The 25,742-nt window shown below is 71.7% G+C and carries 27 protein-coding genes; 16 read left to right on the forward strand and 11 right to left on the reverse strand.

The features are described 5' to 3' along the window. Positions 1-27: 27 nt before the first annotated feature. Complete coding sequence (locus AC6EUL_RS07100) at positions 28-1,671, reverse strand: formylmethanofuran dehydrogenase subunit A (protein WP_499869619.1); 1,644 nt, start codon at positions 1,669-1,671, stop codon at positions 28-30. Next, on the reverse strand, positions 1,665-2,756 hold the full coding sequence (locus AC6EUL_RS07105; RefSeq protein ID WP_499869621.1) for a formyltransferase: 1,092 nt from the start codon (positions 2,754-2,756) through the stop codon (positions 1,665-1,667). Before AC6EUL_RS07105 ends, AC6EUL_RS07100 begins: the two co-directional genes overlap by 7 nt. A gap of 282 nt (positions 2,757-3,038) precedes the next feature. On the opposite strand from AC6EUL_RS07105, the gene AC6EUL_RS07110 reads away from it, so the two are divergent. The 7 genes from AC6EUL_RS07110 to fae all read left to right on the forward strand — a co-directional run bounded on the left by AC6EUL_RS07110 (position 3,039) and on the right by fae (position 9,856). Beyond that, entirely contained in the window at positions 3,039-4,025 is a 987-nt protein-coding gene (locus tag AC6EUL_RS07110; RefSeq protein WP_082486903.1) for a beta-ribofuranosylaminobenzene 5'-phosphate synthase family protein, read from the forward strand. Positions 4,026-4,135: 110 nt separating this feature from the next. Then, positions 4,136-5,029, forward strand: a complete 894-nt coding sequence (locus tag AC6EUL_RS07115) for an NAD(P)-dependent methylenetetrahydromethanopterin dehydrogenase (protein ID WP_056220304.1) — start codon at positions 4,136-4,138, stop codon at positions 5,027-5,029. Positions 5,030-5,241: 212 nt separating this feature from the next. Further along, complete coding sequence (locus tag AC6EUL_RS07120) at positions 5,242-6,192, forward strand: ATP-grasp domain-containing protein (protein ID WP_499869624.1); 951 nt, start codon at positions 5,242-5,244, stop codon at positions 6,190-6,192. Then, entirely contained in the window at positions 6,189-7,175 is a 987-nt protein-coding gene (gene mch, locus AC6EUL_RS07125) for a methenyltetrahydromethanopterin cyclohydrolase (RefSeq protein ID WP_056220310.1), read from the forward strand. Before AC6EUL_RS07120 ends, mch begins: the two co-directional genes overlap by 4 nt. A gap of 167 nt (positions 7,176-7,342) precedes the next feature. Continuing rightward, positions 7,343-8,254, forward strand: coding sequence for an ATP-grasp domain-containing protein (locus tag AC6EUL_RS07130; protein ID WP_499869626.1), 912 nt, complete (start codon positions 7,343-7,345; stop codon positions 8,252-8,254). Continuing rightward, complete coding sequence (locus tag AC6EUL_RS07135) at positions 8,251-9,096, forward strand: triphosphoribosyl-dephospho-CoA synthase (protein WP_499869628.1); 846 nt, start codon at positions 8,251-8,253, stop codon at positions 9,094-9,096. Before AC6EUL_RS07130 ends, AC6EUL_RS07135 begins: the two co-directional genes overlap by 4 nt. Positions 9,097-9,343: 247 nt before the next feature. Then, positions 9,344-9,856: a formaldehyde-activating enzyme gene (gene fae / locus AC6EUL_RS07140; RefSeq protein ID WP_056220318.1), complete on the forward strand. Its 513-nt coding sequence runs from the start codon at positions 9,344-9,346 to the stop codon at positions 9,854-9,856. A gap of 136 nt (positions 9,857-9,992) precedes the next feature. Here the strand turns inward: fae and AC6EUL_RS07145 are convergent, their stop codons facing one another. Next, complete coding sequence (locus AC6EUL_RS07145) at positions 9,993-10,676, reverse strand: HisA/HisF-related TIM barrel protein (RefSeq protein WP_499869635.1); 684 nt, start codon at positions 10,674-10,676, stop codon at positions 9,993-9,995. A 62-nt stretch (positions 10,677-10,738) separates the two neighbouring features. On the opposite strand from AC6EUL_RS07145, the gene AC6EUL_RS07150 reads away from it, so the two are divergent. Both AC6EUL_RS07150 and AC6EUL_RS07155 read left to right on the forward strand, forming a co-directional pair. After that, the gene (locus AC6EUL_RS07150; RefSeq protein ID WP_244476309.1) at positions 10,739-11,764 is read left to right on the forward strand and encodes a hydantoinase/oxoprolinase family protein; all 1,026 of its coding nucleotides are present in this window, start codon (positions 10,739-10,741) and stop codon (positions 11,762-11,764) included. 21 nt (positions 11,765-11,785) lie between these two features. After that, entirely contained in the window at positions 11,786-11,986 is a 201-nt protein-coding gene (locus AC6EUL_RS07155; protein WP_056348629.1) for a hypothetical protein, read from the forward strand. 261 nt (positions 11,987-12,247) lie between these two features. Here the strand turns inward: AC6EUL_RS07155 and AC6EUL_RS07160 are convergent, their stop codons facing one another. The 8 genes from AC6EUL_RS07160 to AC6EUL_RS07195 form a co-directional block, all read right to left on the reverse strand. Then, complete coding sequence (locus tag AC6EUL_RS07160; protein WP_056270705.1) at positions 12,248-13,270, reverse strand: zinc-binding alcohol dehydrogenase family protein; 1,023 nt, start codon at positions 13,268-13,270, stop codon at positions 12,248-12,250. Positions 13,271-13,747: 477 nt separating this feature from the next. Continuing rightward, a complete protein-coding gene (locus AC6EUL_RS07165) occupies positions 13,748-14,776 on the reverse strand; it encodes a YncE family protein (RefSeq protein ID WP_499869637.1) in 1,029 nt (342 codons plus the stop codon). Next, entirely contained in the window at positions 14,773-15,309 is a 537-nt protein-coding gene (locus AC6EUL_RS07170) for an SRPBCC family protein (protein WP_056220328.1), read from the reverse strand. Before AC6EUL_RS07170 ends, AC6EUL_RS07165 begins: the two co-directional genes overlap by 4 nt. A 30-nt stretch (positions 15,310-15,339) precedes the next feature. Next, the gene (locus tag AC6EUL_RS07175; RefSeq protein ID WP_056220330.1) at positions 15,340-15,936 is read right to left on the reverse strand and encodes a DUF447 domain-containing protein; all 597 of its coding nucleotides are present in this window, start codon (positions 15,934-15,936) and stop codon (positions 15,340-15,342) included. A 4-nt stretch (positions 15,937-15,940) separates the two neighbouring features. After that, positions 15,941-17,572 (reverse strand): DUF6513 domain-containing protein, encoded by a 1,632-nt coding sequence (locus tag AC6EUL_RS07180; RefSeq protein WP_499869639.1) that lies wholly within the window; start codon positions 17,570-17,572, stop codon positions 15,941-15,943. After that, positions 17,569-18,159, reverse strand: a complete 591-nt coding sequence (locus tag AC6EUL_RS07185; protein ID WP_499869641.1) for an amino acid kinase family protein — start codon at positions 18,157-18,159, stop codon at positions 17,569-17,571. The genes AC6EUL_RS07180 and AC6EUL_RS07185 overlap by 4 nt, the downstream gene beginning before the upstream one ends. Continuing rightward, positions 18,159-18,887: a (5-formylfuran-3-yl)methyl phosphate synthase gene (locus AC6EUL_RS07190; RefSeq protein ID WP_499869643.1), complete on the reverse strand. Its 729-nt coding sequence runs from the start codon at positions 18,885-18,887 to the stop codon at positions 18,159-18,161. The genes AC6EUL_RS07185 and AC6EUL_RS07190 overlap by 1 nt, the downstream gene beginning before the upstream one ends. Before the next feature lie 177 nt (positions 18,888-19,064). Further along, complete coding sequence (locus AC6EUL_RS07195) at positions 19,065-19,622, reverse strand: DUF3280 domain-containing protein (protein ID WP_082486907.1); 558 nt, start codon at positions 19,620-19,622, stop codon at positions 19,065-19,067. A 308-nt stretch (positions 19,623-19,930) separates the two neighbouring features. On the opposite strand from AC6EUL_RS07195, the gene AC6EUL_RS07200 reads away from it, so the two are divergent. The 7 genes from AC6EUL_RS07200 to AC6EUL_RS07230 all read left to right on the forward strand — a co-directional run bounded on the left by AC6EUL_RS07200 (position 19,931) and on the right by AC6EUL_RS07230 (position 25,609). Next, complete coding sequence (locus AC6EUL_RS07200; protein WP_056270643.1) at positions 19,931-21,208, forward strand: ABC transporter substrate-binding protein; 1,278 nt, start codon at positions 19,931-19,933, stop codon at positions 21,206-21,208. A gap of 160 nt (positions 21,209-21,368) precedes the next feature. Beyond that, positions 21,369-22,385, forward strand: coding sequence for a YVTN family beta-propeller repeat protein (locus AC6EUL_RS07205; protein ID WP_056220338.1), 1,017 nt, complete (start codon positions 21,369-21,371; stop codon positions 22,383-22,385). 258 nt (positions 22,386-22,643) lie between these two features. Continuing rightward, entirely contained in the window at positions 22,644-23,078 is a 435-nt protein-coding gene (locus AC6EUL_RS07210; protein ID WP_056220340.1) for a cupredoxin domain-containing protein, read from the forward strand. Between the two features lie 11 nt (positions 23,079-23,089). After that, complete coding sequence (locus AC6EUL_RS07215) at positions 23,090-23,341, forward strand: hypothetical protein (RefSeq protein WP_499869647.1); 252 nt, start codon at positions 23,090-23,092, stop codon at positions 23,339-23,341. Further along, entirely contained in the window at positions 23,338-24,081 is a 744-nt protein-coding gene (locus AC6EUL_RS07220; protein WP_499869649.1) for an ABC transporter ATP-binding protein, read from the forward strand. Before AC6EUL_RS07215 ends, AC6EUL_RS07220 begins: the two co-directional genes overlap by 4 nt. Beyond that, positions 24,078-24,974 (forward strand): ABC transporter permease, encoded by an 897-nt coding sequence (locus AC6EUL_RS07225; protein WP_499869651.1) that lies wholly within the window; start codon positions 24,078-24,080, stop codon positions 24,972-24,974. Before AC6EUL_RS07220 ends, AC6EUL_RS07225 begins: the two co-directional genes overlap by 4 nt. Continuing rightward, a complete protein-coding gene (locus AC6EUL_RS07230; protein ID WP_056382773.1) occupies positions 24,974-25,609 on the forward strand; it encodes a hypothetical protein in 636 nt (211 codons plus the stop codon). The genes AC6EUL_RS07225 and AC6EUL_RS07230 overlap by 1 nt, the downstream gene beginning before the upstream one ends. Positions 25,610-25,742: the final 133 nt, after the last annotated feature.

Below are 25,742 nucleotides of genomic sequence, written 5' to 3' on the forward strand. Positions count from 1 at the left end.
CACCCGTCCCCACGCGACGCATCTTTCTCACGACCGACATGCGACCTCCGCGAACACGTCCGGCTTCGGGAAGGCCTCGTCCGGCACCGCGAAGCTCTTCAGGCCGGTGCCGAAGCGGTCCTGCAGGTAGGTCTCGGAGCGGGCCACCATCGCCTTGTCGGACTCGACGGCGAGTTCCAGGGTGCGGCCCGAGCGCCAGGCCACCACCTCGCCGTCCTCCACGATGGTCTCGCCGTCCTTGAGCACCAGCTTGGCGCGGGCGAACATGGCTGTGCGGTCGGGGTCGTCGCGGTAGATCGCGACGTCGGCCCGGGCGCCCTCGCGCAGGTGGCCGCGATCGGCGAGCCCGAGGAGCTTGGCGGGACCCGAGCGCGTCAGCTGGGCGATCTCCGAGAAGCTGTACTCGCGCTCGATGGCGCAGAGGCCGGAGCGCTCGGCGATCACCTTGTGCAGGGAGGATATCTCGCGGTCGCGCTCCTCCTTGTCCATCAGGAAGTGGATGATGCGCGGGTAGTCGGTGAAGGGACCGCCGTTCGGATGGTCGGTGGTCAGGATGGTGCGCTCCGGCTCCTTGGACAGGAGCATGAGCTCGAGGCCGATCGCCCATTGCAGGGAGCTCACGGCGCCGCGCGGCTTGTAGAGGAACGGCACCACGCCGCCGCCCTCCGCGTCGCCCGCGGTGACGATCCACTTCTTCGGGGTGGCGCCCTTGCGACCGGCGAACTGGCGCAGGATATCGAGGGAGATCGTCACGGTCTGGCCGAAGGCGACCTGGCCGACGTCGTAGGTGGCGTTGGGGTGCGCCTCCATGGCCTCGGTGATGCGCTCGGCCGCCGAGCGGAAGCCGCCCGTGAGGGGGTTCTCGGGGTCGGCGACGCCGTAGCCGTAGAACTGGGCGTGGGCGAAGTGGATGCGCCGCCCCTCCGCCGCCTCCAGGGTGTCCACGAAGGACTCGTCGGCGCCCGGGATGCCGAGGTTGTTGCAGTGGACGTGCAGCGGGTGCGGCACGCCGATCTCCTCGACCGCGTCGAGGAGGGCGCCCATGATCTTGCGGGTGGAGAGGCCGTAGACCGGGATCTCGTCGTCGAGGCTGAGCTTCAGCATCCCGTCCTTGAAGGCCGAGGCGCCGCCCGCGTTGATGCACTTGACGCCGAGGCCCCGCGAGGTCGCCACCGAGAGGGCGACGAGGTCGCGCACCGCCGCCTTGCCCTCGCGCGCCCGCAGGAGCTGGAGCAGGTGGTCGTCGTTGCCCATCACCGTCAGGGCGCCGCGGTCGAGCAGCGGGATGTCGGCGAGCTCGAGCTGGGTGGCGAGCGCGTTGGCGGGCGGCATCGCCGGCTCGACCGCCAGGGTGTAGCCCATCCGGGCGTAGTTCGCGCCGATCCAGGCGGCCGAGCCGCCCGCATGCGCGAAGGGATGGCCCTCGGGCGCGGCCTCGCTGGCGTAGAGTTCGGGCAGCAGCAGGCGGCTCATCACCACGTTGCCGCCGGCGATGTGCGAATGGACCTCGACGCCGCCCGCCATCACCACGCAGCCGGTGGCGTCGACGGTGCGGTCGGGCGCGCGGTCGGAGGCGGGCACGACGCGCCCGTTCTCGATCCAGACCTCGCCGACCGCGTCGCGGCCGGCCGTCGGGTCGACGACCCGGCCTCCGTGAATCCGGATCAGCATGCGGCGGCCTTCTTCTGCATGAGGCGGTGTTGAAGTCGATCGTGGATGGCGGTGAGGATGCCGGCCGCGCTCAGCTCGGCGGTCGGGCCGGGGGCCGGCGCGTAGGTGATCGCCGCCCGGCGCTCGTCCCACAGGCTGCCGCCGGCGCTCTCGCCGGGAACGCCCACGGCGAAGACCACGTCGGCGACGTCGCCGCCGGCCTCCGGGCTGCCGACGCCCACGATGGCGACGCTGGGGAGGGTGCCGAGCCAGTCGGGGCGCGGGGCGGGCAGGGAGGCGAGCCACAGGGCGGCGTCCGCCTCGCCGGCGGCGATCTGGCGGGCGCTGTCGAAGTGCCAGGGATCGTGCTCGGGCACGTGCCGGCCGAAACCGACGCGGGGGGCCTGGCCGGTGGTCCAGGCGGCGAGCTGCAGGAGGGCACGGCCCTGGAACGGATCGGCGAGGGGCAGGCCGAAGAAGCGCGTGACCTCGTTGAGGTCCTTGATCATGCCCTGGAGCATCTCGACGCCCAGTTCGCCGATCTCGGCCGGGTCGTACAGCACGACGCCGTACTGCGCGGCGGCAAGGCGGCGGGCCAGGTCGGCATAGGCCGCCTCGCCGCCGAGGTTGCCCTTCAGGAAGGCGCGCAGATGCGCGACCGAGACGGCGAGGCCGCCGGCCTCGGCCGGATAGGCCACGTGTCGGGTGGCGCCGTTGCGCGGGCCGCCCAGGGACAGGATCACCCGCTCGGAACCGGCGGCGCGGCCCCGCGTCGCCTGCGTGCCGGCGATGTCCTGGACGATGGGGCGGTCCCAGGGGGCGTTGCCCACGATGAGGACCGCATCGGCCCGGCCGACGGCCTCGGCGGGCGTCGTCGTCATGGCCCCGCTGCGGCTGAGCGATCCGAGCTCGGCATAGAGGCTCGGGCCAGCCACGGGATCGACGGAGGCACCGAGGGCGTCGGCGAGATGGTAGGCGGCGCGCACCGCGCTCAACTCGGCGCAGAGCCCCGCCAGGACAACATTCTGCGCTGAAGCGAGGAGCGTGGCGGCGGCCTCCACCGCCGCGTCCGCGTCCGTCGCACCACCCTTCACCCAGGCCGCCATGCGTTGCACCTTGGAAAATCGAGGGCCCGGCGCGCGCCGTATTCGGCGTCGCGCACGGCGGGACTGAGCCAGTCCGTGTCGTTGGGGCGGCACGTTTGCATCGCCGCCGCCCCCCAGGCAACCCCCCTGAACCGCGTCGGGCGAATCAGACGCCCGGCACCGCGGCGGGAGATTTGTCCGATGCGCTTGCGACGGGTCGGCGCTCCGTGGGAGAAGCCGGCGGCGCGGGATCGGCGGCCCGCGGGGGCACGAGGCCGTTCGGAGCGGGGAGGACGGGGCACGATGGAGGGGATCGACGTGATGCGGATCCCGAGCGGGCCGGGCGGACCCGGCGCCGGCCTTCGCGTGCACGCCCCGGCCCGCCTGCATTTCGGTTTCCTCGACCTGCATGGCGGCCTCGGCCGGCGCTTCGGCAGCATCGGCCTCGCCCTCGACGCCCCCGCCGTGACCCTGACCGCCCGTCCGGCCGAGCGCCTCGACGTGACCGGGCCGGAGGCACGCCGGGCCGCCGCCTACGCGCTGGCGGCCGCGGGCCACCTCGGCATCGCCGGTCACGCCGCACTGACCATCGAATCGGCGATCCCCGCCCATGCGGGCTTCGGCTCCGGCACGCAGCTGGCGCTCAGCGTGGCGGCCGCGCTGGCGGGCCTGGCCGGGCGGCCCTTCGCGCCGGAGGATTTCGCCGACGCCCTCGACCGGGGGAACCGCTCGGGGGTCGGCCTCGCGGCCTTCACCCAGGGGGGCCTCATCGTCGATGGCGGCCGCGACCCCGACGGCAACCCGCCGCCGGTGATCGCCCGCCTGGCCTATCCGGAGGCCTGGCGCGTGGTGCTGATCCTCGACACCGAGATGACCGGCGTCCACGGCACCCGCGAGGTCGCGGCCTTCCGCGACCTGCCGCGTTTCCCGGAGGCGCAGGCGGCCGAGATCTGCCGCATCGTGCTGATGCAGGTGCTGCCGGCCGCGGTCACGGCCGAGCCGGAGGGGTTCGGCGCCGGCATCACCCGGATCCAGCAGCTCATCGGCGACCACTTCGCGCCCCACCAGGGCGGGCGCTTCGCCAGCCCCGCCGTGGCCGCGGCGCTCGCCGCCGTCGCCGACCTCGGACTCGCCGGCTACGGCCAGAGCTCCTGGGGCCCCACCGGCTTCGCCCTGGTGCCCTCGGAGGCCGAGGCCCGCGCCCTCGTGGGCATGCTGGAGCGTCCGGGTCCCCTCAGGTTCCTGATCGCCCGGGGACGCAACACCGGCGCGTCGGTCACCGCGCTTTAAGACGAATCCCGCTAGAGCCGAGCTTCCGCCCACCCGAACCCGGCGGGCTTTGACAATTCGACGCCTCCGCGCACGATCGGGCCGCGTCACAGCACGAAGGGAGTCCGACGATGGCCCGCTCGATCCTGCACATGATCACGCCCCTGAAGCACATGAGCCCGTTCGACGTGAACATGGCGGTGGATGCGGGCTTCGAGACGATCGCGACCTACACCAACGCCACGCTCGCGGACGTGACGACCCTGGTCCAAGACTCGATCTTCTCGCGCAGCCCCCAGGACGGCGTCCGCACCGGCATCTTCATCGGCGGCAAGAACGCCGAGGACGCCCTCGACATGGTCGACCGGGCCAAGAAGGCCCTGGTGCCGCCCTTCGCCAACCACATCTTCGCCGACCCCGCCGGCTCCTTCACCACCGGCGCCGCCATGGTGGCCGAGGTGACCCGCGCCCTGAAATCGAAGTTCGACACCGGCCTCGAGGGCAAGCGCATCGTGATCTTCGGCGGGGCCGGCGTCGTCGCCTATGTCGCGGCCGTGATCGGCGCCCTCCACGGCGCCAACGCGGTGATCGTCGGCCATGACGGCGAGGAGCGTGTCAGCAAGATCGCCAACACCATGCGCTGGCGCTTCGGCGTCGAGGTCGAGGCCGTGGACGGCTCCACCGTCGCCGCGCGCCGCGCCGCGATCGGCAAGGCCGACGTCATCCTCTCGGCCGGCCCGGCCGGCATCCCGATCCTCACGGCGGAGGATCTCGAATCCGCCCCGAACCTGCTCGTGGCCTCCGACGTCAACGCCGTGCCGCCCGCCGGCATCGCCGGCATCGACGTCAACGCCATCGACGTGCCCCTGCCCACGGGCCGGGGCGTCGGCATCGGCGCGCTGGCGGTCGGCAACGTCAAGTACCAGACCGAATCCCGCCTGTTCCGCCGCATGCTCGAATCCCACGAGCCCCTCTGCCTCGATTTTCGCGATGCCTACACCCTGGCGGTCGAGGTGGCGGGCTGAGAGCGGCCCACCCGGGGCTGGGCCCCGGACAGACCCTCCTCGTCGCCGCCCAGTCCGGCCGCGCCCTGGCTCAGGCGGCCCGGCGGGCGGGCCTGCGGCCCCTCGTACTCGACCTGTTCGGCGATGCCGACACGCAGGCGCTGGCCGAGGGGTACCGCCAGGCCGAGGGCCGCTTCGGGGCCGGGCTCGCGGGTGATGCCCTCGTCGCCCGCTTGGACGAACTCGCGTCCCTGGGATCGGAAAAGCCCCTCGGCATTGTGCTGGGCAGCGGCTTCGAGGCGGCGCCCGCGCTGATGCGGGCCATCGCGGGCCGCTACCGTCTCCTCGGCGCGAGCCCGGATTGCGTCGGTGCGCTGAAGGACCCGGCCACCTTCGCGGCCCTGTGCCGGGCGCACGGCGTGCCGCACCCGGCCGTGACCCGCGCCCCCGTGCCGGATCGGTCCGCCTGGCTCCTCAAGCGGGCCGGGGGCTCGGGCGGCACCCACATCCGCCGGGCGACCGCCGGTGCGGCGCCGCCCGGAGCCTATTTTCAGGCCCGGGTGCCGGGCCGCGCCGTCGCAATCTCGGTCCTGGCTGCCGGCGGCGCCGTCCGAGTCGTGGGCGTGACCGAGCAATGGTGCGCCCCGTCGCCCCTGCACCCCTTCCGCTATGCCGGCGCTCTGGAACGGGGCCGCCACGAACCACCGATCCTCGAGCCACGTCTGCAGGCGGACATCGTCGCGGGCGTGACCCGCCTCGCGGCGGCGACCGGCCTCGCCGGCCTCGCCAGCGCCGACTGCCTGGTCGACGGCGAGGCCTGGTGGCTGACCGAGATCAATCCCCGCCCGGGGGCGACCCTCGACGTGCTCGACCGGCGCGCGACACCCCTGCTCGGCCTGCATATCGCCGCGAGCCTCGGCCGCCTCGGCGATCCCGAACCCGCACCGGTGGATGCGGCGGCGTCCGAAATCTGCTACGCGGCCAGCGGCTACGCGCCGATACCGCCGATCACCTGGCCGGATTTCGTGCGCGACCGCCCAAGACCCGGCACCACGGTGGCGCGCCACGCGCCCCTGTGCACCCTGTTCGCCACAGGGCCGGACTCGGCCGCCACGAGAGCGATGTTGCGAGGCCGGGCCGCCGAATTGCGGATCCAGCTCGCCCTGACGGAGGGACACCCATGACCACGAGCCCGAGCGGCGCGAAATTCCCGTTTCCGAGCGTCAACGCTCTGACCGCTCCCCTGGTGGAGCGGCTGGTCGCCGATGCCGAGGCCCTGCGCCTGTCCGTGACCACCGAGAACGGCGCCCGCATGATCGATGCCGGCGCCACCGTGCGCGGCTCCATCGAGGCCGGCCGCCGCATCGCCGAGATCTGTCTCGGCGGCCTCGGCACCGTCTCGATCGCGCCGTCCGGCCCGATCGCGTCCTGGCCCTACTCGGTGATCGTGCACGCCGCCGATCCGGTCATCGCCTGCCTCGGCAGCCAGTATGCCGGCTGGTCGCTGGCCGACGAGACCGGGGATTCGGGCTTCTTCGCCCTCGGCTCCGGCCCCGGCCGCGCCGTCGCGGCGGTGGAGGACCTCTACGGCGAGCTCGGCTACAAGGACACCGCGCAGCGGACCGCCCTGGTGCTGGAAGCCGCCGGCGGCCCGCCGGCCTCCGTCATCGCCAAGGTGGCCGAGGCCACCGGCCTCAGCCCCGAGCAGCTCACCTTCATCTACGCCCCGACCCAGAGCCTGGCCGGCTCGACCCAGGTCGTCGCCCGCGTCCTCGAGGTGGCCCTGCACAAGGCCCACACGGTCGGCTTCGACCTGCACACGATCGTGGACGGCATCGGTTCCGCGCCGCTCTCGCCGCCGCACCCGGACTTCATCCAGGCCATGGGCCGCACCAACGACGCCATCATCTACGGCGGCCGGGTGCAGCTCTTCGTCGAGGCCGACGAGGCCGACGCCCGGCAGCTCGCCGAGCAGATCCCCTCGTCGAACTCCGCCGACCACGGCGCGCCCTTCGCCGACATCTTCTCCCGGGTGAACGGCGACTTCTACAAGATCGACGGCGCCCTCTTCAGCCCGGCCGAGGTCATCGTCACCTCGGTCACCACCGGCAAGAGTTTTCGCGGTGGCAAGCTGATGCCGGAGCTGGTCGAGGCCTCGTTCCGCTGAGCGGACGTGCAAGAACCCTCCCCCCTCTGCGGGGGAGGGTACCTGCGGAGCAGGCGGGAGAGGGGGCGACCTATCCGGATATGGCGCTCCCCTCATCCGACCCGCTGACGCGGGCCACCTTCTCCCGCAGGGGGGAGAGGGAACCGACGTTGAGGTGGTGAGAAAGCATGCGGATCGGGCTCGCGGCCGATAACGGCAACTGGCACAAGGCACGCCTGAGGGCCGCCCTCGAACAGCTCGGCGCCGCGCCGGTGCTGTTCTCCATGGCCGACGTCGCAGTGGTGACGGGGGGCCCCGAGCCCCTGCGGGTGCCCGGCTTCGAGACCCTGCCGGACGGCGTCCTCCTGCGCACCATCGCGGGGGGCACCTTCGAGGCGACCACCATGCGCCTGGGGGTGCTGCACGCCCTGGTGGCCCGCGGCACGACCGTGTGGAATTCCCCGAGCGCGATCGAGCGCTCCGTCGACAAGGCCATGACGAGCCTGCTCATCGACCGGGCCGGCCTGCCGACGCCGGAGACCTATGTGCTCTCGAAGCGGGACGCCGCCGCCGCGGTCGTGGCCCGGGAGGCCCGCCCCGGCCGTCCCCTGGTGCTGAAGCCGCTCTTCGGCTCGCAGGGCGAGGGCCTCCAGCTGATCGAGCACCCCGAGGACCTGCCAGACGAGGAGGCGGTGTCCCGGGTCTACTACCTGCAGCGCTACATCGCCCGCACCGACGGGCTGTGGCGCGACTACCGGGTCTTCGTCTGCGAGGGCCGCGCCATCGCGGGCATGATCCGCGAGGGCGACGGCTGGATCACCAACGTCCATCGCGGGGGCCGGCCCCTGGCCTGGGCGATGCCGCCCGCCGCGGCCGAGCTCGCCGAGCGCGCCGCCGCGGCGGTCGGCGTCGACTATTCCGGCATCGACCTCGTCGAGGACGGGCAGGGGGGCTACCTCGTGCTGGAGGTGAACTCGATGCCGGCCTGGTCCGGGCTGCAGCAGGTCACCGAGGTCGACATCGCCCTCGCCGTCGCCCGCGGCTTCCTCAACGCCGTGCGGGCCGCCCGTCCGCCCCGCCTCGTCTCGGCCCTCGGATGATCGCACCCGGGACCGTCGCCGCCGCCTACCGCGCGAGCTGCCTCGACGAGCTCGACGCCCTGAAGCCCGGCAACGTCCACGCCTTCGCCGACGGCCACCGCATGGCGGTGGCGGATTTCGTGACGAGCGCCGAGGTCTCGGCTCCGGCCCTGGCCGAGGCGGGCGCGCCGGTCGGCCGGCGGGTGCTCCGGGCCGTCGAGGCGACGATGGACCGCGTCGGCCAGAACACCAATCTCGGCATCCTGCTCCTCTGCGCGCCCCTCGCCCGGGCGGCGGAGAGCGCCCCTCCGCTGCGGGCCGCCCTCGCCATCGTGCTCGACGGCTTCGACGCCGCCGATGCCCGCGACGTCTTCGCGGCGATCCGCCGGGCCAATCCGGGCGGCCTCGGCCGGGCCGAGCGCTACGACGTCACCGATTCGCAGGGTCCCGATCCACAAGGCCCCGCCTCGCTTCGGGCCGCCATGGCGGAGGCCGCCCCGCGCGACGCCATCGCGCGGGCCTACGTGACGGGCTTCGCCGATCTGTTCGCCATCGGCCTGCCGGCCCTGGCCGCGGCCCGGGCGCGGGGTCTCGCCCCTCCCTGGTGCACCACCGCCCTGTATCTCGCCTATCTCGCCCGGGTGCCCGACAGCCACGTGGCGCGCAAGCACGGCCCCGACCGGGCGGAGGCCCTGCGGGCCGAGGCCGAGGCGCTGCTCGCCCTCGATCTCGCCGCGGCCCCCGTGGACGCCCTCCTCGACCGGGACCGCGCCTGGAAGGCGGCCCGACTCAATCCGGGCACCAGCGCGGACTTCACGGTGGCGACGCTGTTCCTCGACCGCCTCCTTCGGGCCGAAGCCTGAATCCGGCCGATCGACCGGGATTTCACGGCCTCTCGGGAAGGTTCCGTCCACCGATGAATAAATTGCCAAGCCGACCGGGCTGCGCAGGGTTGTTCCCGGCCGGACCCCAGAGTAGGGTCCGCGCCGCGATCCGGGCTAACCGGTCCGGTCCCTCGATGGACTGGACGCCGTGAACAAGGATAGCTGCCGGCCGCCCCCTGAGCTCGGGAGCGGCCACGTCTTTTCAAGACTTTGGGAGAAACCCCACATGGCGAAGATCAACAAGGTTCTGGTCGGCGAAGCCCTCGTCGGCGATGGCAACGAAGTCGCCCACATCGATCTGATCATCGGACCGCGCGGTTCGCCGGCCGAGGCCGCTTTCTGCAACGGCCTCGTGAACAACAAGCACGGCTTCACCAGCCTGCTCGCGGTCATCGCGCCGAACCTGCCCTGCAAGCCCAACACCCTGATGTTCAACAAGGTCACCATCAACGACGCCCGTCAGGCCGTCCAGATGTTCGGCCCTGCCCAGCACGGTGTCGCCAAGGCCGTTCAGGATTGCGTGGCCGAGGGCACGATTCCCGCCGATGAGGCCGACGACCTGTTCATCCTGGTCGGCGTGTTCATTCACTGGGAAGCGGCCGACGACGCCAAGATCCAGAAGTACAACTACGACGCCGTGAAGCTCTCCATCGAGCGCGCCGTCAAGGGCGAGCCCACCGCTGCCGTCGTCACCGAGCAGCGCAACTCCGCGTCGCACCCCTTCGCGTCGAACGCTTAGATCGGGGGCAGTCCTGGGCAGAGCGCGCCTCCGCCCGCACCGCGGGGCCTGCTCCAGCGACTGGCTTCCATCTTCCTCGGACGATGAACATGAGACGGGGCGGCCTTCGGGCCGCCCCTCTTTTTTGGGCGCGCCCTCAGCCGCGCAGCGTCCCGTCATGGATGGCGGAGGCCACGAGGGCGCCGGCCATGCCGCGGCGGCGCAGGACCTCCACATCCGCCGGGCCCCGCACACCGCCCGCCGCGTAGAGGCGCGTCGCCGGGCTCGACGCCGCCACCGCCGCCAGACGGTCGAGGTCCGGCCCCGCCCCGACGCCGATCCGCCCGAGGGTCATCACGATGACGTCGCGCGGCCAGTGGGCCGGCGTGTCGTGCAGGCTGGACGGCCCGAGGCGCTCGCCCTCCCGCGTATCGAGCGAGAACACGGCACGCTCCCCCAGGGCGCGCACGAGCCCTTCGTCGGCCTGGCTCTCGCTGCCGATCACCGGCCGGCCGAGACCGGTCGCCAGGAAGGCCTCGACCCCGGCCGGCCCGGAAAATCCCGCATCGACCCAGAGGGTGATGCCGGGGCAGGCGGCCGCGATCGCGGCGAGGCTCGCCCGGTCGGGGGCCGCGCGGTCGACGATCGCGTCGAGGTCGGCCACGTAGAGGATGCGGGCCGGCACCGCCGCCAGGAGCCCGCGGGCGACGTCCGCCGGCGCCGACCCCTTTGCCAAGGGCGTCACGATCGGGGCATAGGAAGCACGGTCTCCGGCCCGCGCCCGCACCACCGCTCCGTGGCGCAGGTCGAGCACCGGAATGATCTCGAATTCGTCCGCCATCCGGCTTTCTCCCGTGTTCAGGCCTGCCCGTGACCCCACAGACTCCATCCCCTGACACGCCGGTGATCGGCTGGGATCTCGGCGGGGTCCATGTCAAGGCGGCCCTGGTCCGCGACGGCCGCGTCGCGGCCGTGGTGCAGGCGCCCTGCCGCCTCTGGCGGGGGCTTCCCGCCCTCGACGAGACCCTGGCGCAGCTGCCCGACTGGGCGCGGGACACGGCCGATCACGTCGTCACCATGACGGGGGAACTCACCGACTGCTTCGCCGGCCGCACCGACGGCGTGCGGCAGATTTCCGCCTGGGCCGAGGCGACCCTCACCGGCCGGGTGCGGATCTATGCCGGCCGGTCCGGCCTCCTCGCGCCCGAAGCCGCCGCGGCGCACGCCGCCGACATCGCCTCGGCGAACTGGCACGCCACCGCCGCCCTGATCGGCCGCCACGTCGCCGACGGGCTCCTCGTCGATATCGGCTCCACCACGGCCGACTTGATCCCGATCGCCGCCGGGGTTCCGGTGGCGGCCGGCTACAGCGACGCCGAGCGCCTGGAGACGGGGGAACTCGTCTATACCGGGGTGGTGCGCTCGCATCTCGTGGCGCTGGCCGACCACGCCCCGTTCCGGGGCCGGCGCACCGGTCTGATGGCCGAGACCTTCGCCACGGCCGCCGACATCCATCGCATCCTCGGCGACCTGCCGGAGGGCGCCGACCAGCAGCACAGCGTCGACCTCAAGGGCAAGTCGATTCCCGAGAGCGAGACCCGCCTCGCCCGCATCGTCGGCCGCGACCGCGACGAGGGCAGCGCCGCCGAGTGGCGCGCCCTGGCGGCCCATTTCGCAGAACGTCAGCTCCGGCTGCTGCACGATGCGGCGGCCCTGGTGCTCTCGCAGCGGCCCCTGCCGGACGCGGCGCCCGTGGTGGCGTGCGGCGCCGGCCGCTTCCTCGCCGAACGCCTGGCCGCGCGCCTCGGACGGCCGGTCGTCGCCTTCACCGACCTGATCGCCGGCCGCCTCGCCGAGGCCGGGGCCGACTGGGCCTCCACCTGCGGCCCCGCCGTCGCCGTGGCGCTGCTGGCCGCCGATCCGTCCTGATCCCCTGGAGAGACCCCGCGCATGAGCACGCCGCAGAAACTCGCCCGCATCCTCGCCACCCGCTCCGGCGGCGGCATCGAGCTCGCCCTCGCCACCGAAACCGGCCAGACCGTGCGGGTGCTGGCGACGCAGGACCAGATCGACATGCTGGTGGACGAGCTGGAGGACATCCTCAACTCGCCCGAGGAGCCCGACGCCCCGGAGCCGCCCGCGGCGGCCTGAGGGGCAGGGGGTCGCAGGCTCTCGCGGTCGGAGCTTGATGCCCGGTCCCATCCGTTTGCCAACCCGGAAGCTTCGCTTCGCGCCAGCTTGGTGGAGGATGGGTTACGTTTGGGTGGGATGGATTTCCGCAGGTCCGCTTTCGAGTGGCTGCGGCATCAGAGCCGACGTCGAAATAGCGTTAGTCCAGGCCACGACGCGGAGGCATCTCGGGCTGATGCAGGAAGCGTCTCGGTTCCGAGCCGGGACGCTTCGCCTGCCGGCTTAGTCGCTGAACCCGGCGAGGACGACCTTGCCCCTCGCCTTCCCGCTCTCGATGAGCGCGTGGGCGCGTGCCAGGTTGGAGGCGTTGATCGGACCGAAGGTCTCGCTCAACGTCGTGTGCAGCCGTCCCGCATCGATCAGGCGGGCGATCTCGGTCAGGATCGCGTGCTGTCGTTCCATGTCGGCGGTCTGGAACAGTGAGCGGGTGAACATCAGCTCCCAATGCAGCGACAGGCTCTTGGGCTTGAGCGGCATCACGTCCAGGGTCTCGGGGTCATCGATCGGGCCGAGGCGTCCTTGCGGCGCGAGGAGCTCGATGATCTGCGGGAGATGCGCACCGGTCTGCGTGGTCGCGAATACGAACCCGGGCTCGCCGGGAAGACCGAGCGCCGCGACCTCGGCGGCGAGGGGCTTCGCATGGTCGATCACGTGGTGGGCCCCGAGGTCCCGGCACCATTGCGCCGTCTCCGGGCGCGACGCCGTGGCGATCACGGTGAGATCCGTGAGCTGCCGGGCGAGCTGAATCGCGATCGAGCCGACACCGCCGGCGCCGCCGACGATTAGGATCGCCGGTGCGGCACCCGGCACGGGCTTAGCGACGTCGAGCCGGTCGAACAGCATCTCCCAGGCGGTCAGCGCCGTGAGCGGCAGCGCCGCGGCGGCGGCAAAATCGAGGGTGGCGGGCTTGGCACCGACGAGGCGCTCGTCCACGCACTGGAACGCGGCGTTGCTACCCGGCCGGTCGAGCGCTCCGGCATAGAACACCGCATCGCCGGGCTTGAACAGGCGCGCCTCCGGTCCGACGGAGACCACGATCCCGGCCGCATCCCAGCCAAGGATCTTCGGTTCGCAGCCTTGCTTGTAGGCGCCCTGACGCACCTTCGTGTCGATCGGGTTCACCGAGACCGCCTCCACGCGCACGAGGAGGTCGCGTCCGGTTGGAACAGGATCGGGGAAAGTCGTGTCCAGGAGGGCGTCCGGCGCATCGATCCGGGCGCCTTCGGTGTAGGTAACGGCACGCATGAGCATCTCGCAGGATGTAGCGACGGGCGGCTCCGCGCCACCGTCTCAGACCGTCTAATCGCGTGCCGCTTCCTTTGGCGCAGCGGCGTGACGCGCACATCACGCCCGTGCTGCTGAAACCGTGAGGCAGTGGCGGGATGTCGACCCGAACGAATTTCGAGATCGGCAATCTAGCGACCTCGAATCTAGACGTCGATATGCACCCTCGCCTCATCTGCAGCAGAGCTGAGCTGACATGAAGACAGGGCCTCGTGGACGCCCCCCCGCACGTCCGCGCCGAAGCCGGTGGGAGCGCAGGCGGTGTACCGCGTGCGAGCACTCCGAGTGGCCGACGAATGTCCGCTTCGCGGATGTGCTGAAGGCGGCTTGGACGACCGGCTTGGATCGCATACGGAACGGCCGCTTCAGGGCGACAGACTCGTACTCTCTCTCCGCACGATCCGGCCCCTCACGCGCGGCGCACCCCGCCTCCGACACTCACCGCAAGAAATCCCCGAACGCGCGCGGCCCGTCCGGGACCTTGATCTCGCCCGTCACCTTGAGCGTGGTCGCGTCGATCAGACTCAGGGTGTTCGAGCCCCAGTTCGCCACCGTGAGGGTGCGGCCGTCGCGGGAGGCGGCGATGCCCTCGGGGTGGTCGCCGACCTCGATGGCGGCGACGTTGGTCAGCGTCTTCAGGTTGAACACCGTGACGGTGCCCGAATACTGGTCGGTGACGAAGCCGCGCGGGCCGGCCAGCGCGATCACGTAGGGCCGCTCGCCAGTGGTCACCCGTCCGATCTCGAGCCGGCCGGGCACGTCGATCACCGAGACGTCGTTCGAGGTCACGTTGGCGGTGTAGGCGCGGGCGCCTTCGGCATCGAGGGTGATGCCGAACGGATGCTGGCCGACCGGGATCTTCTGGACTTCCCGGGCCGTGGCGACGTCGACCACCGAGACTGAATCGCCCTCGCGGTTGGCGACCAGCAGCGTGGCGCCGTCGGGGGTCACGGCGAGGCCGGACGGGGAGGCGCCGACCTGGATCTCGGTCACCAGCGTCGTGCCGTCGGGCGAAACCACGAAGATGCGGCTGCCGTACCAGTCGGCCACGTAGACGGCGCCGGATTTCGGATTGACCGCGATGCCCAGCGGCCCGCCGGGCAGCGCGAGGGTGCGGGTCACCGTGCGGGTGGCGAGGTCGACCACCGCGAGGCCCGGCCCCTCGGGGCGGGTGACGTAGGCGGTCCGTCGGTCGGGCGAAAGAGCGATGCCGGCGGGCGCGCCGTCGATGGGGATCTGGGCGGCCACGCTGCCGGCTTCGAGATCGACGATCGCAAGGGTGTTGGCGCCCTGCGCGGTGACGAGGGCCTCGTCGGCCCGGGCCGGCGCGCCGAGCAGCAGCAGGCCGAGAAGCGGGAGGCCGAGACGTGTGCGGCCGAGAGACGTGGGGCCAAGGCGTGGCAGGCCGGGGAGGAGAGGGCCGGCGAAGCGCCGGCCCGTCCCCGTTCTCGAACGTGGAGCGATCAAGAACCGCTCTTCTCGAGCTTGGCCTTGAGGGCGTCGAGGCCCGTGCGATAGAGGCCGCGCACGGCCTTCTGGGAGGCCTCGTCGTTCAGCTCGGGCGGCGGATCGTTGTTCATGTAGCCGCGGTAGAAGGCGCCGTCCCAGACGACCTTGGACTTGCCGCCGCCGGCATCCTCGACCTTGAGGGTGGAGGAGTAGTCGTTCACCGGCAGGGTCTTCACGTCGACCTTGGTGATCCGGTACGAGTAGCTCATCTTCTCGGCGGAGTACTTGTACAGCTCTTCGTCGACGGTGGCGCCGCCCTTGAGCGTCAGCGTCCGGGTCGCCTTGACCTCGTTGCCGCCCTTGCCCTCGGTCTTCTCGACCGGCGGCAGCCAGCTCATGTCCTGGAAGTTGCCGATCACGGCCCAGACCTTGTCGGGAGCCGCGTTGATCTCGACGGTCTCCTCAACCTTCTTGCGGGTCGGGCCGTGCGCCTGGGCGCCGAACGACACGACGGCGAAGGCCGCCACGGTCGCCAGAGTGAGTAGCTTCATCGGGTCCTCGTCTCCTCGGGAATGCACAGTCTAGGGTGCTGGGGGGGAACGCTCGAGGATGCGGTCGTCGCGGCCGAGGGCCGCAGCGACCTTGTCCTCGATCCAGTCCCAGGCCTCGCGCTCGGCGGGCCCGGCGGTCTTGGCGATCGCGATGGCGTGGTAGCGCATCTCGGTCAGGATCTTGTCGGGCTCCAGCATGTGCAGGCGGGTGGAGAGGATCGCCGCCTCCAGCACCGCCGCCTGCGCCCGGTTATAGCCGAAGAACGGCATGTGCGCGGCCGAATGGACCATCCGTCCCCGGTAACGCGGCCGCACCGGGTCGTCCTCGATCGCCACCACCTCGAACTCCGCGTGGCCGAAGCTCTCGGCGAGGCGGCGCCCGGCGATTCGGTCGCAGGGCAGGGTCGCCCAGTCGCGCCGGCCGGTGACGGCGCCGGCGATCACCCGCACGTCGCTGGGGCTCGAGGCGGCGAAGACCGGGGTGTCGGCGAGGTTGAGGATGGTGGGGGAGGGCCGGAACGGGGCCAGGATCCAGTCCGCCCCGTCCTGGATCAGCCCGAACGGCACCAGGTGCAGCGCGCCGTCGCGGGCGGTGGTGGTCACCACGGTCTCGAGGATCAGCGGCACGGGATCACGCCTTTCCCGTCGCGGCGCGTTCGGTGTCGGGCACGAACTTGCCGCAGACGATGCGGCCGCCGCCCTCGGCGGGCGTCTCCGAGACCGCGTCGGCGGGCCGGGTCTCGCCCGGCCCCGTCGTCTCGGGGGCGGCCGCCCCGGCCTCGGGCGGCGTGACGTCGCGGGCCGCGATCGCGGCGGCGGCGGGGCCGGAATGCTTCGTGTGGCCGGCCTTCTTGAAGGCGGTGGTGTCCTCCACCTCGGCATCGGCGGCCGCGCCCCAGGCCAGGGCCTCGTCCTGCACGTAGCGCTTGCCCAGCCGCCAGGCGGTCTCGGCCTTGGTCAGCTCTCCGCCGAGATAGAAGGCGTGGGCGCCGTCGCTCGCCAGGTCGCCGGTTCTCTGGAGGTCGGGGAAGAACGCCATCGCGTCGGTGCCGATCGCGTGGACGTCGCGGTTGAACACGTGGATGCCGTCCTCGGCCACGGCGATGCGGTAGTTCGGGTCCTTCACCTCGGCCGCCTGCATCGCGATCTCGTCCGGGGTCTGCACATAGGGCCGCTTGTCGTGGAGCGCCAGCAGGCTCCGGCCATAGCCCTTGGGCAGGGCCGAATCGGCACGGGCCGCGAACATCACCCGTCGGGCGGCGTCGTGCTCCTCCACCGTGCGGCGGGTGTGGTTCGAGACCTGGACGATGAGCACGTTGCGGATGGCGAGCTCCGAACACATGCCCACCAGCAGGGCGGTGACGCCGAGGCTGTCGGCCTCGGTCAGCTCGGTGAGGTTGCCGGTGCCCATCATCATCTCGATGCCGGGCCAGCGCCGCCGGGTCTCGTGGTAGCGGGTGATCGACTCGACGAAGCCGAAATGGATCGGCTCCAGGATCGGGTCGGCCATGTAGGGCCGCCCGGCCTTCTCCATGCGTTCGATGGCCCGGTCGAGGGAGGGCAGGTCGTCGGGCCGCACCGGCACCAGCACCGGCACGGCGTCGGTCTCGAAGGCCAGATCCAGGGTCTGCTCGTTGAGGCTGAGCAGGTAGTCGGCTCCCGCCCGGGCCCCGCGCGTCAGCTCGTCGAGGGAGAACGAATCGACGCTCACCTTCAGTCCGGCGCCCTTCAGCAGCCGAACGCAATCCTCGAGATGCGGGAAGTCGGTGTCGGGCAGGCCGCCGAGGTCGATCACGTCGGCCCCGCGCCGGGCGAGGTCGAGGCCCTTGGCCAGGATCTGCTCGGGCGTCATCTTCGAGGCGTCGACGATCTCGGAGAAGATGCGCAGGTCGTGACGCGACAGGTCCACCTGGCGCCCGGCGAGTCCCAGATAGGCCGGCAGGTCGACGATCTCGTCGGGGCCGCGCTCCACCGGCAGGCCGAAATGCGCGGCCAGCGCCTCCGGATTGGCCCGGCAGCGCCCGGGCAGGACGATGCGGGTGGCGCCCTCGGGAATCGTCACCCGGCGGCGGATGATCTCCTCCGTCATCAGGGCGGCGACCTTCACGCCCGCATCGGCGATGCTCCAGGCGTAGCGCTCCGGCGGCAGCGTGGCGGCGACCTTCTCCAGGCGCGCCTTGGCCATGCGGCCGGTGATGAAGACGAGGTGCTCGGGCGAGCCCTGCGCCGGCGGGACCGGCCCGGATGGCGTCGGGGTGCTCATGCGGCGGCCCTCCGCAAATCCGTGCCGGGGCCGAGGATCTCGATGCGCCCGGGATAGCGTTCGGCGAAGGCCGGGAAGGCCGCATCGACCAGACCCATCCGGGCGAGGTCGGTCCAGCGGGTGCGCAAGGGGCGGTCGACCGACTTCACCAGGAGGCAGAGCGGCGCCCCTACGGCGCCGGCGAGCCAGAGCGCGAGACTGTCGGAGGTGACCTCCCAGGTTTCCGGAATGTCGGGATGCCCGGCCTTGAGGGCGACGGGGTCCCAGACCGGGACCCGCCCGGCCGCGAGGGCGTCCGCGATGGCCGCGAGGTCGCGGGCGACGACGAGACGCGGCTCCAATTCCGAAACAATCTCGGCCATGTGACCCATGGCGTCGAGGGCGAGGCGATGGGCGAGGGCGTCGGGAAAGCCCAGCGCGCTCTGCGTCGTCCGCACCGCGTCGGCGAAGGGGCCGCCCCCGGGCACGAGGAGGCAGGGGCCGAGTTCGCCGTCGGCGAGGCACACGAGCTGCGCCCGCAGGCGGCGGGCATCGGCGACGAGGCTGCCGCCGATCTTCACCACGGTCGGGGCGGTGCCCGCGCCCATCAGGCGGCGTCCCGCCGGAACTGGGCGCGCAGGAGGCGCACCGCCTCCGCCACCCGGGCGGGATCGAGACCGCCCCTGCGGTCGCTTGCCGCGCAGAGGCCGCCGCGAAACCCGAGATAGCCCGCCCCGAGGGGGGCCAGGATGGCGATGTCAGCGAGCGCCAGGGAGCCGGCGAGGCCCGAGACCAGGCCGTGCGCCCGGCAGGTCCGGGTGAAGGCCGCCAGGGCCGGCAGGGGCAGGTGGTCGGTGAGGCGGCGGCCGTCCTTGGCGGCGGTGTCGATCATGGCTCCGACGAATCCGGCGCGCGCCAGGCGCGGCACGAGGTCGAGGGCGCCGCCCGCCTCGGCGAACAGCACCGCGATCAGGCGGCCCGGCGCGGCGCCGGCGGCCTCGGCGAGATCGCCGTCCGACCACGCGGCCCGCACCGCCACCTTCACGAAGCCGACGCCGGTCGCCGCCATGGCGTCGATGCAGGGGCGCAGGGCCGGCCGGTCCGGCTCGCCCGCCACCGCGCTGGTGCGCGCTTCGCCCGCGACCCGCGCCACGATGGCGCGGACGCGGTCGGGCGGGAGGGCGCCGAGCGCCCCGCGGTCGGGGTCCTTGGCATCGACGAGGTCGGCGCCCGCGCGGGCGGCCAGGACGGCCTCGTCCGCGTCCCGCACGCTCACGAGGAGGCGCGGCACGGACGCGTCGGAAGCGAAGGGGGGGCAGGCGCGGGACGAGGACATCAGCGCGGGTTTCGGTTGCTCGGGATGGACCAACGACGACGCCCGGGTCGGGAAGCGCCGCACCCGTGACGGCGCGGCCGGGGCAGGTTCGGCCTCGAGCGGGAGCTTCCGGCCTGAACGGGGCCTAGCGCATGGACCGGAGGAAGGGAAACCCCCCGGCGTCGAAAGCTTGCCCGATCACGACCGGTTCGGGAGCGGCTCGGCCAGGATGCGATTCTTCACCACCCAGCGCATGGCATGGGCCCAGGTGTCGTCGGTGTCGGCGCGGATCACCACGCGCCCGCCGCGGATGACCTTGCCGGTGGCCGATTCCGCGATGGTGACGGTGAGGTTGAAGATCTGGTTGGACCCCTTCTCGACGTAGCCGCTGACCGCGAGGTCGGCCCCGAGGGTCTTGGCGATGGCGGCGGCGCAGCCGTCGCACTTGTAGAGCGGCGCCTGCTTGGCGATCTCGGCGGCCTGGGGCGCCACGTCGACCGGCTCGACGCTGTCCCCGAGCGCCTTGCGCAACTCGTCGGTGACCAGCCCGAGGCGCCGGACCTCGTCGGGCCGGGCCTTGCGGCCGCCGACCACGCCGGGATCGAACAATTCGACGCCGAAGATGGCGGCCTTCTCCGGAGCGGCCTGCGCCGGAGCGGCGAGGGCACCGGCCGCCGTCAGGACGGCGAGGGCCCATCCCACGCGGGAGCGGGCCGGGGACGGCACCGAAGACCGATCCGTGCAAGACCGGATCATGGAAGACTGGACCCTGGAAGACAGGACCATGGGGAGAACTCTCCGCAGGACGCCGGAAGCGACGGGGCTCGGGAAACGCGCCGGCACGGTCCGCGATCCCGCCCGCGCCATCCGTTCCGCACGATTTGCGGTGCCGCGCGATCGAGGGCGCCGTATGAAACGGCCGCGAAACGGACGGGCGCCCCCTTGTCGCACGCGGCCGGGGCTCGATCCCGCACCTTCCCGAGGGGCCGGGTCGAAGCCCTTAGAAAGCCCTTATCAATCCGCGATTGAGCGCGGGTCCGCAATGTTGTTAGCCTGCCGGCCACATGCACAATCCTGCCCGCATCCTCCTCGCCCCGCTCGCCCTCGGCCTCTTCGGCCTCGGCTTCACCGGCGTCCCGGCCGCACGGGCCCAGGAACCCGTTGCCAAGGAAACCGCGGCCCAGGGATCCGTGGCCGCGCCCGCGATCGTCCCGAGCGAGACCGCGATCGGATTCATCTACCGGCCGGAGGTGGCGCCTTCGTCCTACGACGCGGAGGCCGTGCCGGAGGACGAGGGCGTGGCCGGCGCCCGGATGGCGGTGAAGGACAACAACAACACCGGCCGCTTCACCAAGCAGACCTACCGGCTGGACGAGGTCGCCCTGGAGCCCGGCTCGGGCAGCGACGGCGGCCAGAAGGCCGTGGCGGCGGCCCGCGACCTCGCGGGGCGGGGCATCCGCTACCTCGTCGTGGCGCTGCCGGCGGACGAGGTGCTCGCCGTCGCGGACGCGCTCAAGGGGCAGGGCGTCACGGTCTTCAACATCGCGGCGCCCGACGATCGCCTGCGCGGGGCCGATTGCCGGCGCAACGTCTTCCACGTCATCCCCAGCCGGGCGATGCAGACCGACGCCCTGGCGCAGTTCTTCACCCTGATGCGCTGGCGCAAGATGTTCCTCATCGTCGGGCCGCAGGAGAACGACCGGCTCTATGCCGAAGCGTTCAAGAACTCGGCCCGGAAGTTCGCCCTCAAGATCAACGCCGAGAAGCCCTGGACCTTCGGGCCGCTCGCCAAGGCGCGGGGCGACACGCCGACCCGCTCCGAGGCGATGGTCTTCACGCGGGGGGTGGACTACGACCTCGCCGTGGTGGCCGACGAGGCCGGCGACTGGGGCGACTACGTTCCGTTCCGCACCGTGGACCCGCGCCCGGTGGCCGGCACGCAGGGGCTGATCGCCACCACCTGGCACCCGATGCTGGAGACCTGGGGGGCGGCCCAGGCCCAGAACCGGTTCCGGCGCCAGAGCGGCCGGCTGATGCGGCCCCTCGATTACCAGGCCTGGGCGGCGGTGCGCTCGGTGGGCGAGGCGGCGACTCAGAAGAAGACCGCCGATCCGGCGGTGCTGGCCCCCTATTTCGCCGAGCCGACCTTCAGCCTGCCGGCCTACAAGGGCGTCTCCCTGACCTACCGCCCCTGGGACCACCAGCTGCGCCAGCCCCTCATCGTGGTGCAGCCCAAGGCCCTGGTCTCGGTGGCGCCCGAGCAGGGCTTCACCCACCAGCGCACGCCGCTCGACACCCTCGGCATCGACCTGCCGGAAACCACCTGCAAGTTCGCGGATTGAGCCCTCACGTTCGCGGGAGGCCCCGGCCGATCCGCGACCGCCTGCGGCAACGCGGTCCTGTGCCCGCTTGCAGTCCCGCGCTCCCCGTGAGACGGGGCTGCACTATAGTAACGCCCGATCAATCGCGCACGACACAGCGATGGCCCCGAGGAGGAACCCCATGAGCCGCGGCTTCAGGGCAGGCGCGCCCGGTACGGTACTGGGCCTGGCCTTGCTGGCCGGCCCGTCGTTGGCGGGCCTGTCGCTCGCCGGCGTGTCGCCGGCGCAGGCCTATACGGTCTACGTCACCAACGAGAAGGGCAACTCCGTCAGCGTCATCGACACCGAGACGATGGCGGTGACCGGCACCTGGAAGGTCGGCCGGCGTCCGCGCGGCGTCACCACCAGCAAGGACGGCAAGGAACTCTTCGTCTGCGCCAGCGACGACGACCGCATCGACGTGCTCGACACCAGCACCGGCAAGGTGGTGCGCTCGCTGCGCTCCGGCCCCGACCCGGAGCAGTTCATCCTCGGCCCCCAGGGCAACCTGCTCTACGTCGCCAACGAGGACGACAGCCAGGTCACCGTCATCGACGTCGAGAAGAACAAGGTCCTGGCCGAGGTGCCGGTGGGTGTCGAGCCGGAGGGCATGGGCCTGTCGCCGGACGGCAAGATCCTGGTGAACACCTCCGAGACCACCAACATGGCGCACTTCATCGACACCACGACCTTCGCGGTGATCGACAACGTGCTGGTCGATGCCCGCCCGCGCTTCGCCGAGTTCACGGCGGACGGGAAGTATCTCTGGGTCTCGGCCGAGGTCGGCGGAACCATCAGCGTCATCGACGTCGCCGCCCGCCGGGTGATCAAGAAGATCACCTTCAAGATCCCGAGCGTGAACGACGAAGCGATCCAGCCCGTCGGCATCCGCATCACCAAGGACGGCACCAAGGCTTTCGTGGCGCTCGGCCCGGCCAACCGCATCGCGGTGATCGACGCCAAGACCTACGCGGTGGAGAAGTACCTGCCCGTGGGCCAGCGCGTCTGGCAGCTCGCCTTCACGCCGGACCAGAAGCTGCTGTTCTCCACCAACGGCTCCTCGAACGACATCTCGGTGGTGGACGTGGCGGCCGAGAAGGTGGTGAAGAGCATCCCCGTGGGGCTTCTGCCCTGGGGGGTCGCGGTCTCGCCGAACTAGGCACGCGCCCCTCAGGAAGGCTTCCGGATTGGCTCATCCGCGTTTCCGGCAGCTGGACGCGTCCCTCTCCCCCTTGTGGGGAGAGGTTGGGAGTGCGGGTGGTGCCGCTGGCCCCGGGGGCCTGAGGGTCACCCAGCCCCACCTCCAACGCCTCCCCACAGGGGAGGAGAGCTCCGTGAGATCGAAAACGACGACCGCTCCAAGGCGGCACCGCCCTCGGGCGGCACCGCCCTCGGGCGGCCAACGGGAGGACAACGAATGACGCGAACGATGCAGCTTGCCGCCCTCGCCCTGGCGGCGTGTCTCGCCACCGGTCCGGCCGGGGCCCTCGACCTGACGAAGAAGCGCCAGAACCTGCCCGATCTCGTCCTCGGCAACGAGGAGGGCAACGACTTCGTCGTGGAGAACAAGGAGATCGAGCTTGAATCCGGCAAGGCCTACCGCCTGCGGATCGTCGCCAAGGGCCGGCAGGAGTACAAGTTCTACGCCACCGAGTTCTTCCGCAACATCTGGTTCAACCAGATCGTCATCCAGCACCTGGAGATCCACGGCAGCGGCCCGCCGGACCACTTCGAATTCGACGATCCGGGCGAGATCGCGATCGAGTTCGTGGCCATCCGGCCCGGGGAGTATCCCTGGTCGGTCCATGGCCTCGAATCCAAGGGCATGACCGGCAAGTTCATCGTGAAGTAGGACCCCTGTTGATGCGCGCGCCCCCGGTTCTTGCCTTCTCCGTCCTCCTCGTCCTCGGGAGCGTCGCCGCCCACGCGGACGACAAGGCCGCCTGCGTGGAGGGCATCGCGATGATCAAGGCCGAACTCGCCAAGCCCGCCCCGGAGGCGGCCCAGCCCAAGCTCAAGAAGGCCCTGCGGGTGGCCGAGCGCGAGTTGGGGGAGGGCGAGTTCGACGAGTGCCTCGACGCGGTCGGCGACGCCCGGCGGGCCTTGAAGCCGTGAGCGCAAGCCCTGCCCTCGACGTCGCCCATGTCAGCCACCGCTTCGGCACGCGGGCGGCCCTCTCCGACGTCTCCCTCAGCGTGCCCCGCGGGCACTTCACCGCCCTGCTCGGGCCGAACGGGGCGGGCAAGACCACCCTGTTCTCGGTGATCACCCGGCTCTACGCGAACCAGGACGGCCGGGTCTCGATCCTGGGCCATGCCCTCGACCGGGAGCCGAGCCGGGCGCTGGCCCGCCTCGGCGTGGTGTTCCAGGCCCGCACCCTCGACACCGACCTCACCGTCGCGCAGAACCTGCTCTACCACGCCAGCCTGCACGGCATCACCCGCAAGGCCGCCAAGGCGCGGATCGAGAGCCTGCTCGCCCGCGTCGGGCTGCGCGACAGGCGGGACGACAAGGTCCGCACCCTGTCCGGCGGCCAGTCCCGCCGCATCGAGATCGCCCGCTCCCTGGTGCACGAGCCCCGGCTGCTGCTCCTCGACGAGCCCACCGTCGGCCTCGATCTCGAATCGCGCGCCGACATCGTCGCCATCGTGCGCGCCCTGGTGCGCGAGGAGGGATTGTCGGTGCTCTGGGCCACCCACATCTTCGAGGAGATCGACGCGGGCGACGACGCGGTGGTGCTGCACAAGGGCCGCATCGTGGCGCGCGGCACCGCCGGCTCCATCGCCCGGGGCGACGAGACCCTGGAGGCGGCCTTCCGCCGCCTCGTCGCCGAACCCGCCCGGCAGGCCGCATGAACACGATCGAGCGCACGCCACCCCATCCGGCCGTCTCAGCACAGGCCGAGACGCCCGTGCCCCATCTCGGGCGCCTCGACGCGGTCGGCTACCTGATCTGCCTCGGTGGCATCGTGCGGCGCGAGCTGCTGCGCTTCTTCAACCAGAAGGAGCGCTTCTTCTCGGCGCTCGTGCGCCCCCTGGTCTGGCTGTTCATCTTCGCGGCGGGCTTTCGCAACACGCTCGGCGTCTCGATCGAGCCGCCCTACCAGACCTACGTGCTCTACGAGGTCTACGTGGTGCCGGGCCTCGCCGTGATGATCCAGCTCTTCAACGGCATGCAATCCTCCCTCTCGATGGTCTACGACCGCGAGGTCGGCTCGATGAAGGTGCTGCTCACCAGCCCCTATCCGCGCTGGCTGCTGCTGCTGGCCAAGCTGATCGCCGGCGTCACCGTCTCGGTGGTGCAGGCCTACGCCTTCCTGGCCATCGCGTGGTTCTGGGAGCTCGACATCCCGGCCATCGGCTACGTGGCGGCGCTGCCGGCCTTCATCGCCTCGGGACTGATGCTCGGCGCCATCGGCCTGCTGCTCTCCTCCATGGTCAAGCAGCTGGAGAACTTCGCCAGCGTGATGAACTTCGTGATCTTCCCGATGTTCTTCGCCTCCTCGGCGCTCTACCCGCTCTGGCGCATCCGCGAATCCTCCGAGACCCTGTACTGGATCTGTCAGGCAAACCCCTTCTCCCACGCCGTGCAGCTCGTGCGCTTCGCCCTCTACGGGCAGTTCGAGCCGGTCGCCTGCGCGGTGGTCGTGGGCACCACCCTCGCCTTCTTCACCCTCGCCGTCGTGGCCTACGATCCCGGCCGTGGCATCATGGCCCGGCGCGGCGGCCCGGCCGGAGACAATTCCTGATGACCGTTCGCACGATGTCCGCCCGTACCCTGATGAGCCTCGCCGCCCTCGCCCTCGGGGCCGGAACGGCCCTGGCCCAGCCCAAGGGCGATCCCGACTGGCCCTGCGTCCAGCGCAAGGTCTCGACCCTCAGCCCTGGTACGGTCTGGACCGGGCCGGACCTCGAGGCCGCCGGCGCCTGGGGCGACGATTTCGAAGCGGCGGCGCTCGCCCAGAAGATCGCCTCGCGGCGCACCGCCCTCGACGAGGTCGACCCGCTCCTCGACGCCTTCGCCGCCAAGGTCGGCCCCGAGAAGGACAAGCGCCTGACCCGCGTCTTCGCCGGCGTGTTCGAGGTCATCAACGGCGAGCGCAACAAGGTGATCTCGGGCATCGGCCGCTACGCCCAGGGGCAGCGCCGCATGGCCGAGCGCATCCGCGACGAGGCCGATCAGATCAGCGCCACCAAGGACGGTCCGAGCGCCCAGGACGCCCGCGACATCCCCAAGGACGCCTCCGAGCTGGAGACCAAGTTCACCTGGGACCGGCGCATCTTCCAGGAGCGCAGCCAGTCCCTGACCTATGTCTGCGAGGTCCCGACCCTGCTGGAACAGCGCCTCGGCGAGATCGCCCGGCGAATCCAGGCGCGCCTTTGAGGGCAGGGGGCCGGCCCCGGCCCGCGCCCTTGCGGTCGCCATTGCCAGTTTATCCCGGGTGCCTTGCTGAAACATCCTTAAGGCCTTGAAATCAGGCCCGAAATTGTGTCCGCGACGCCACGCCGGACGGCCA

The sequence above is a fragment of the Methylobacterium sp. 001424705 genome, from assembly GCF_059816145.1.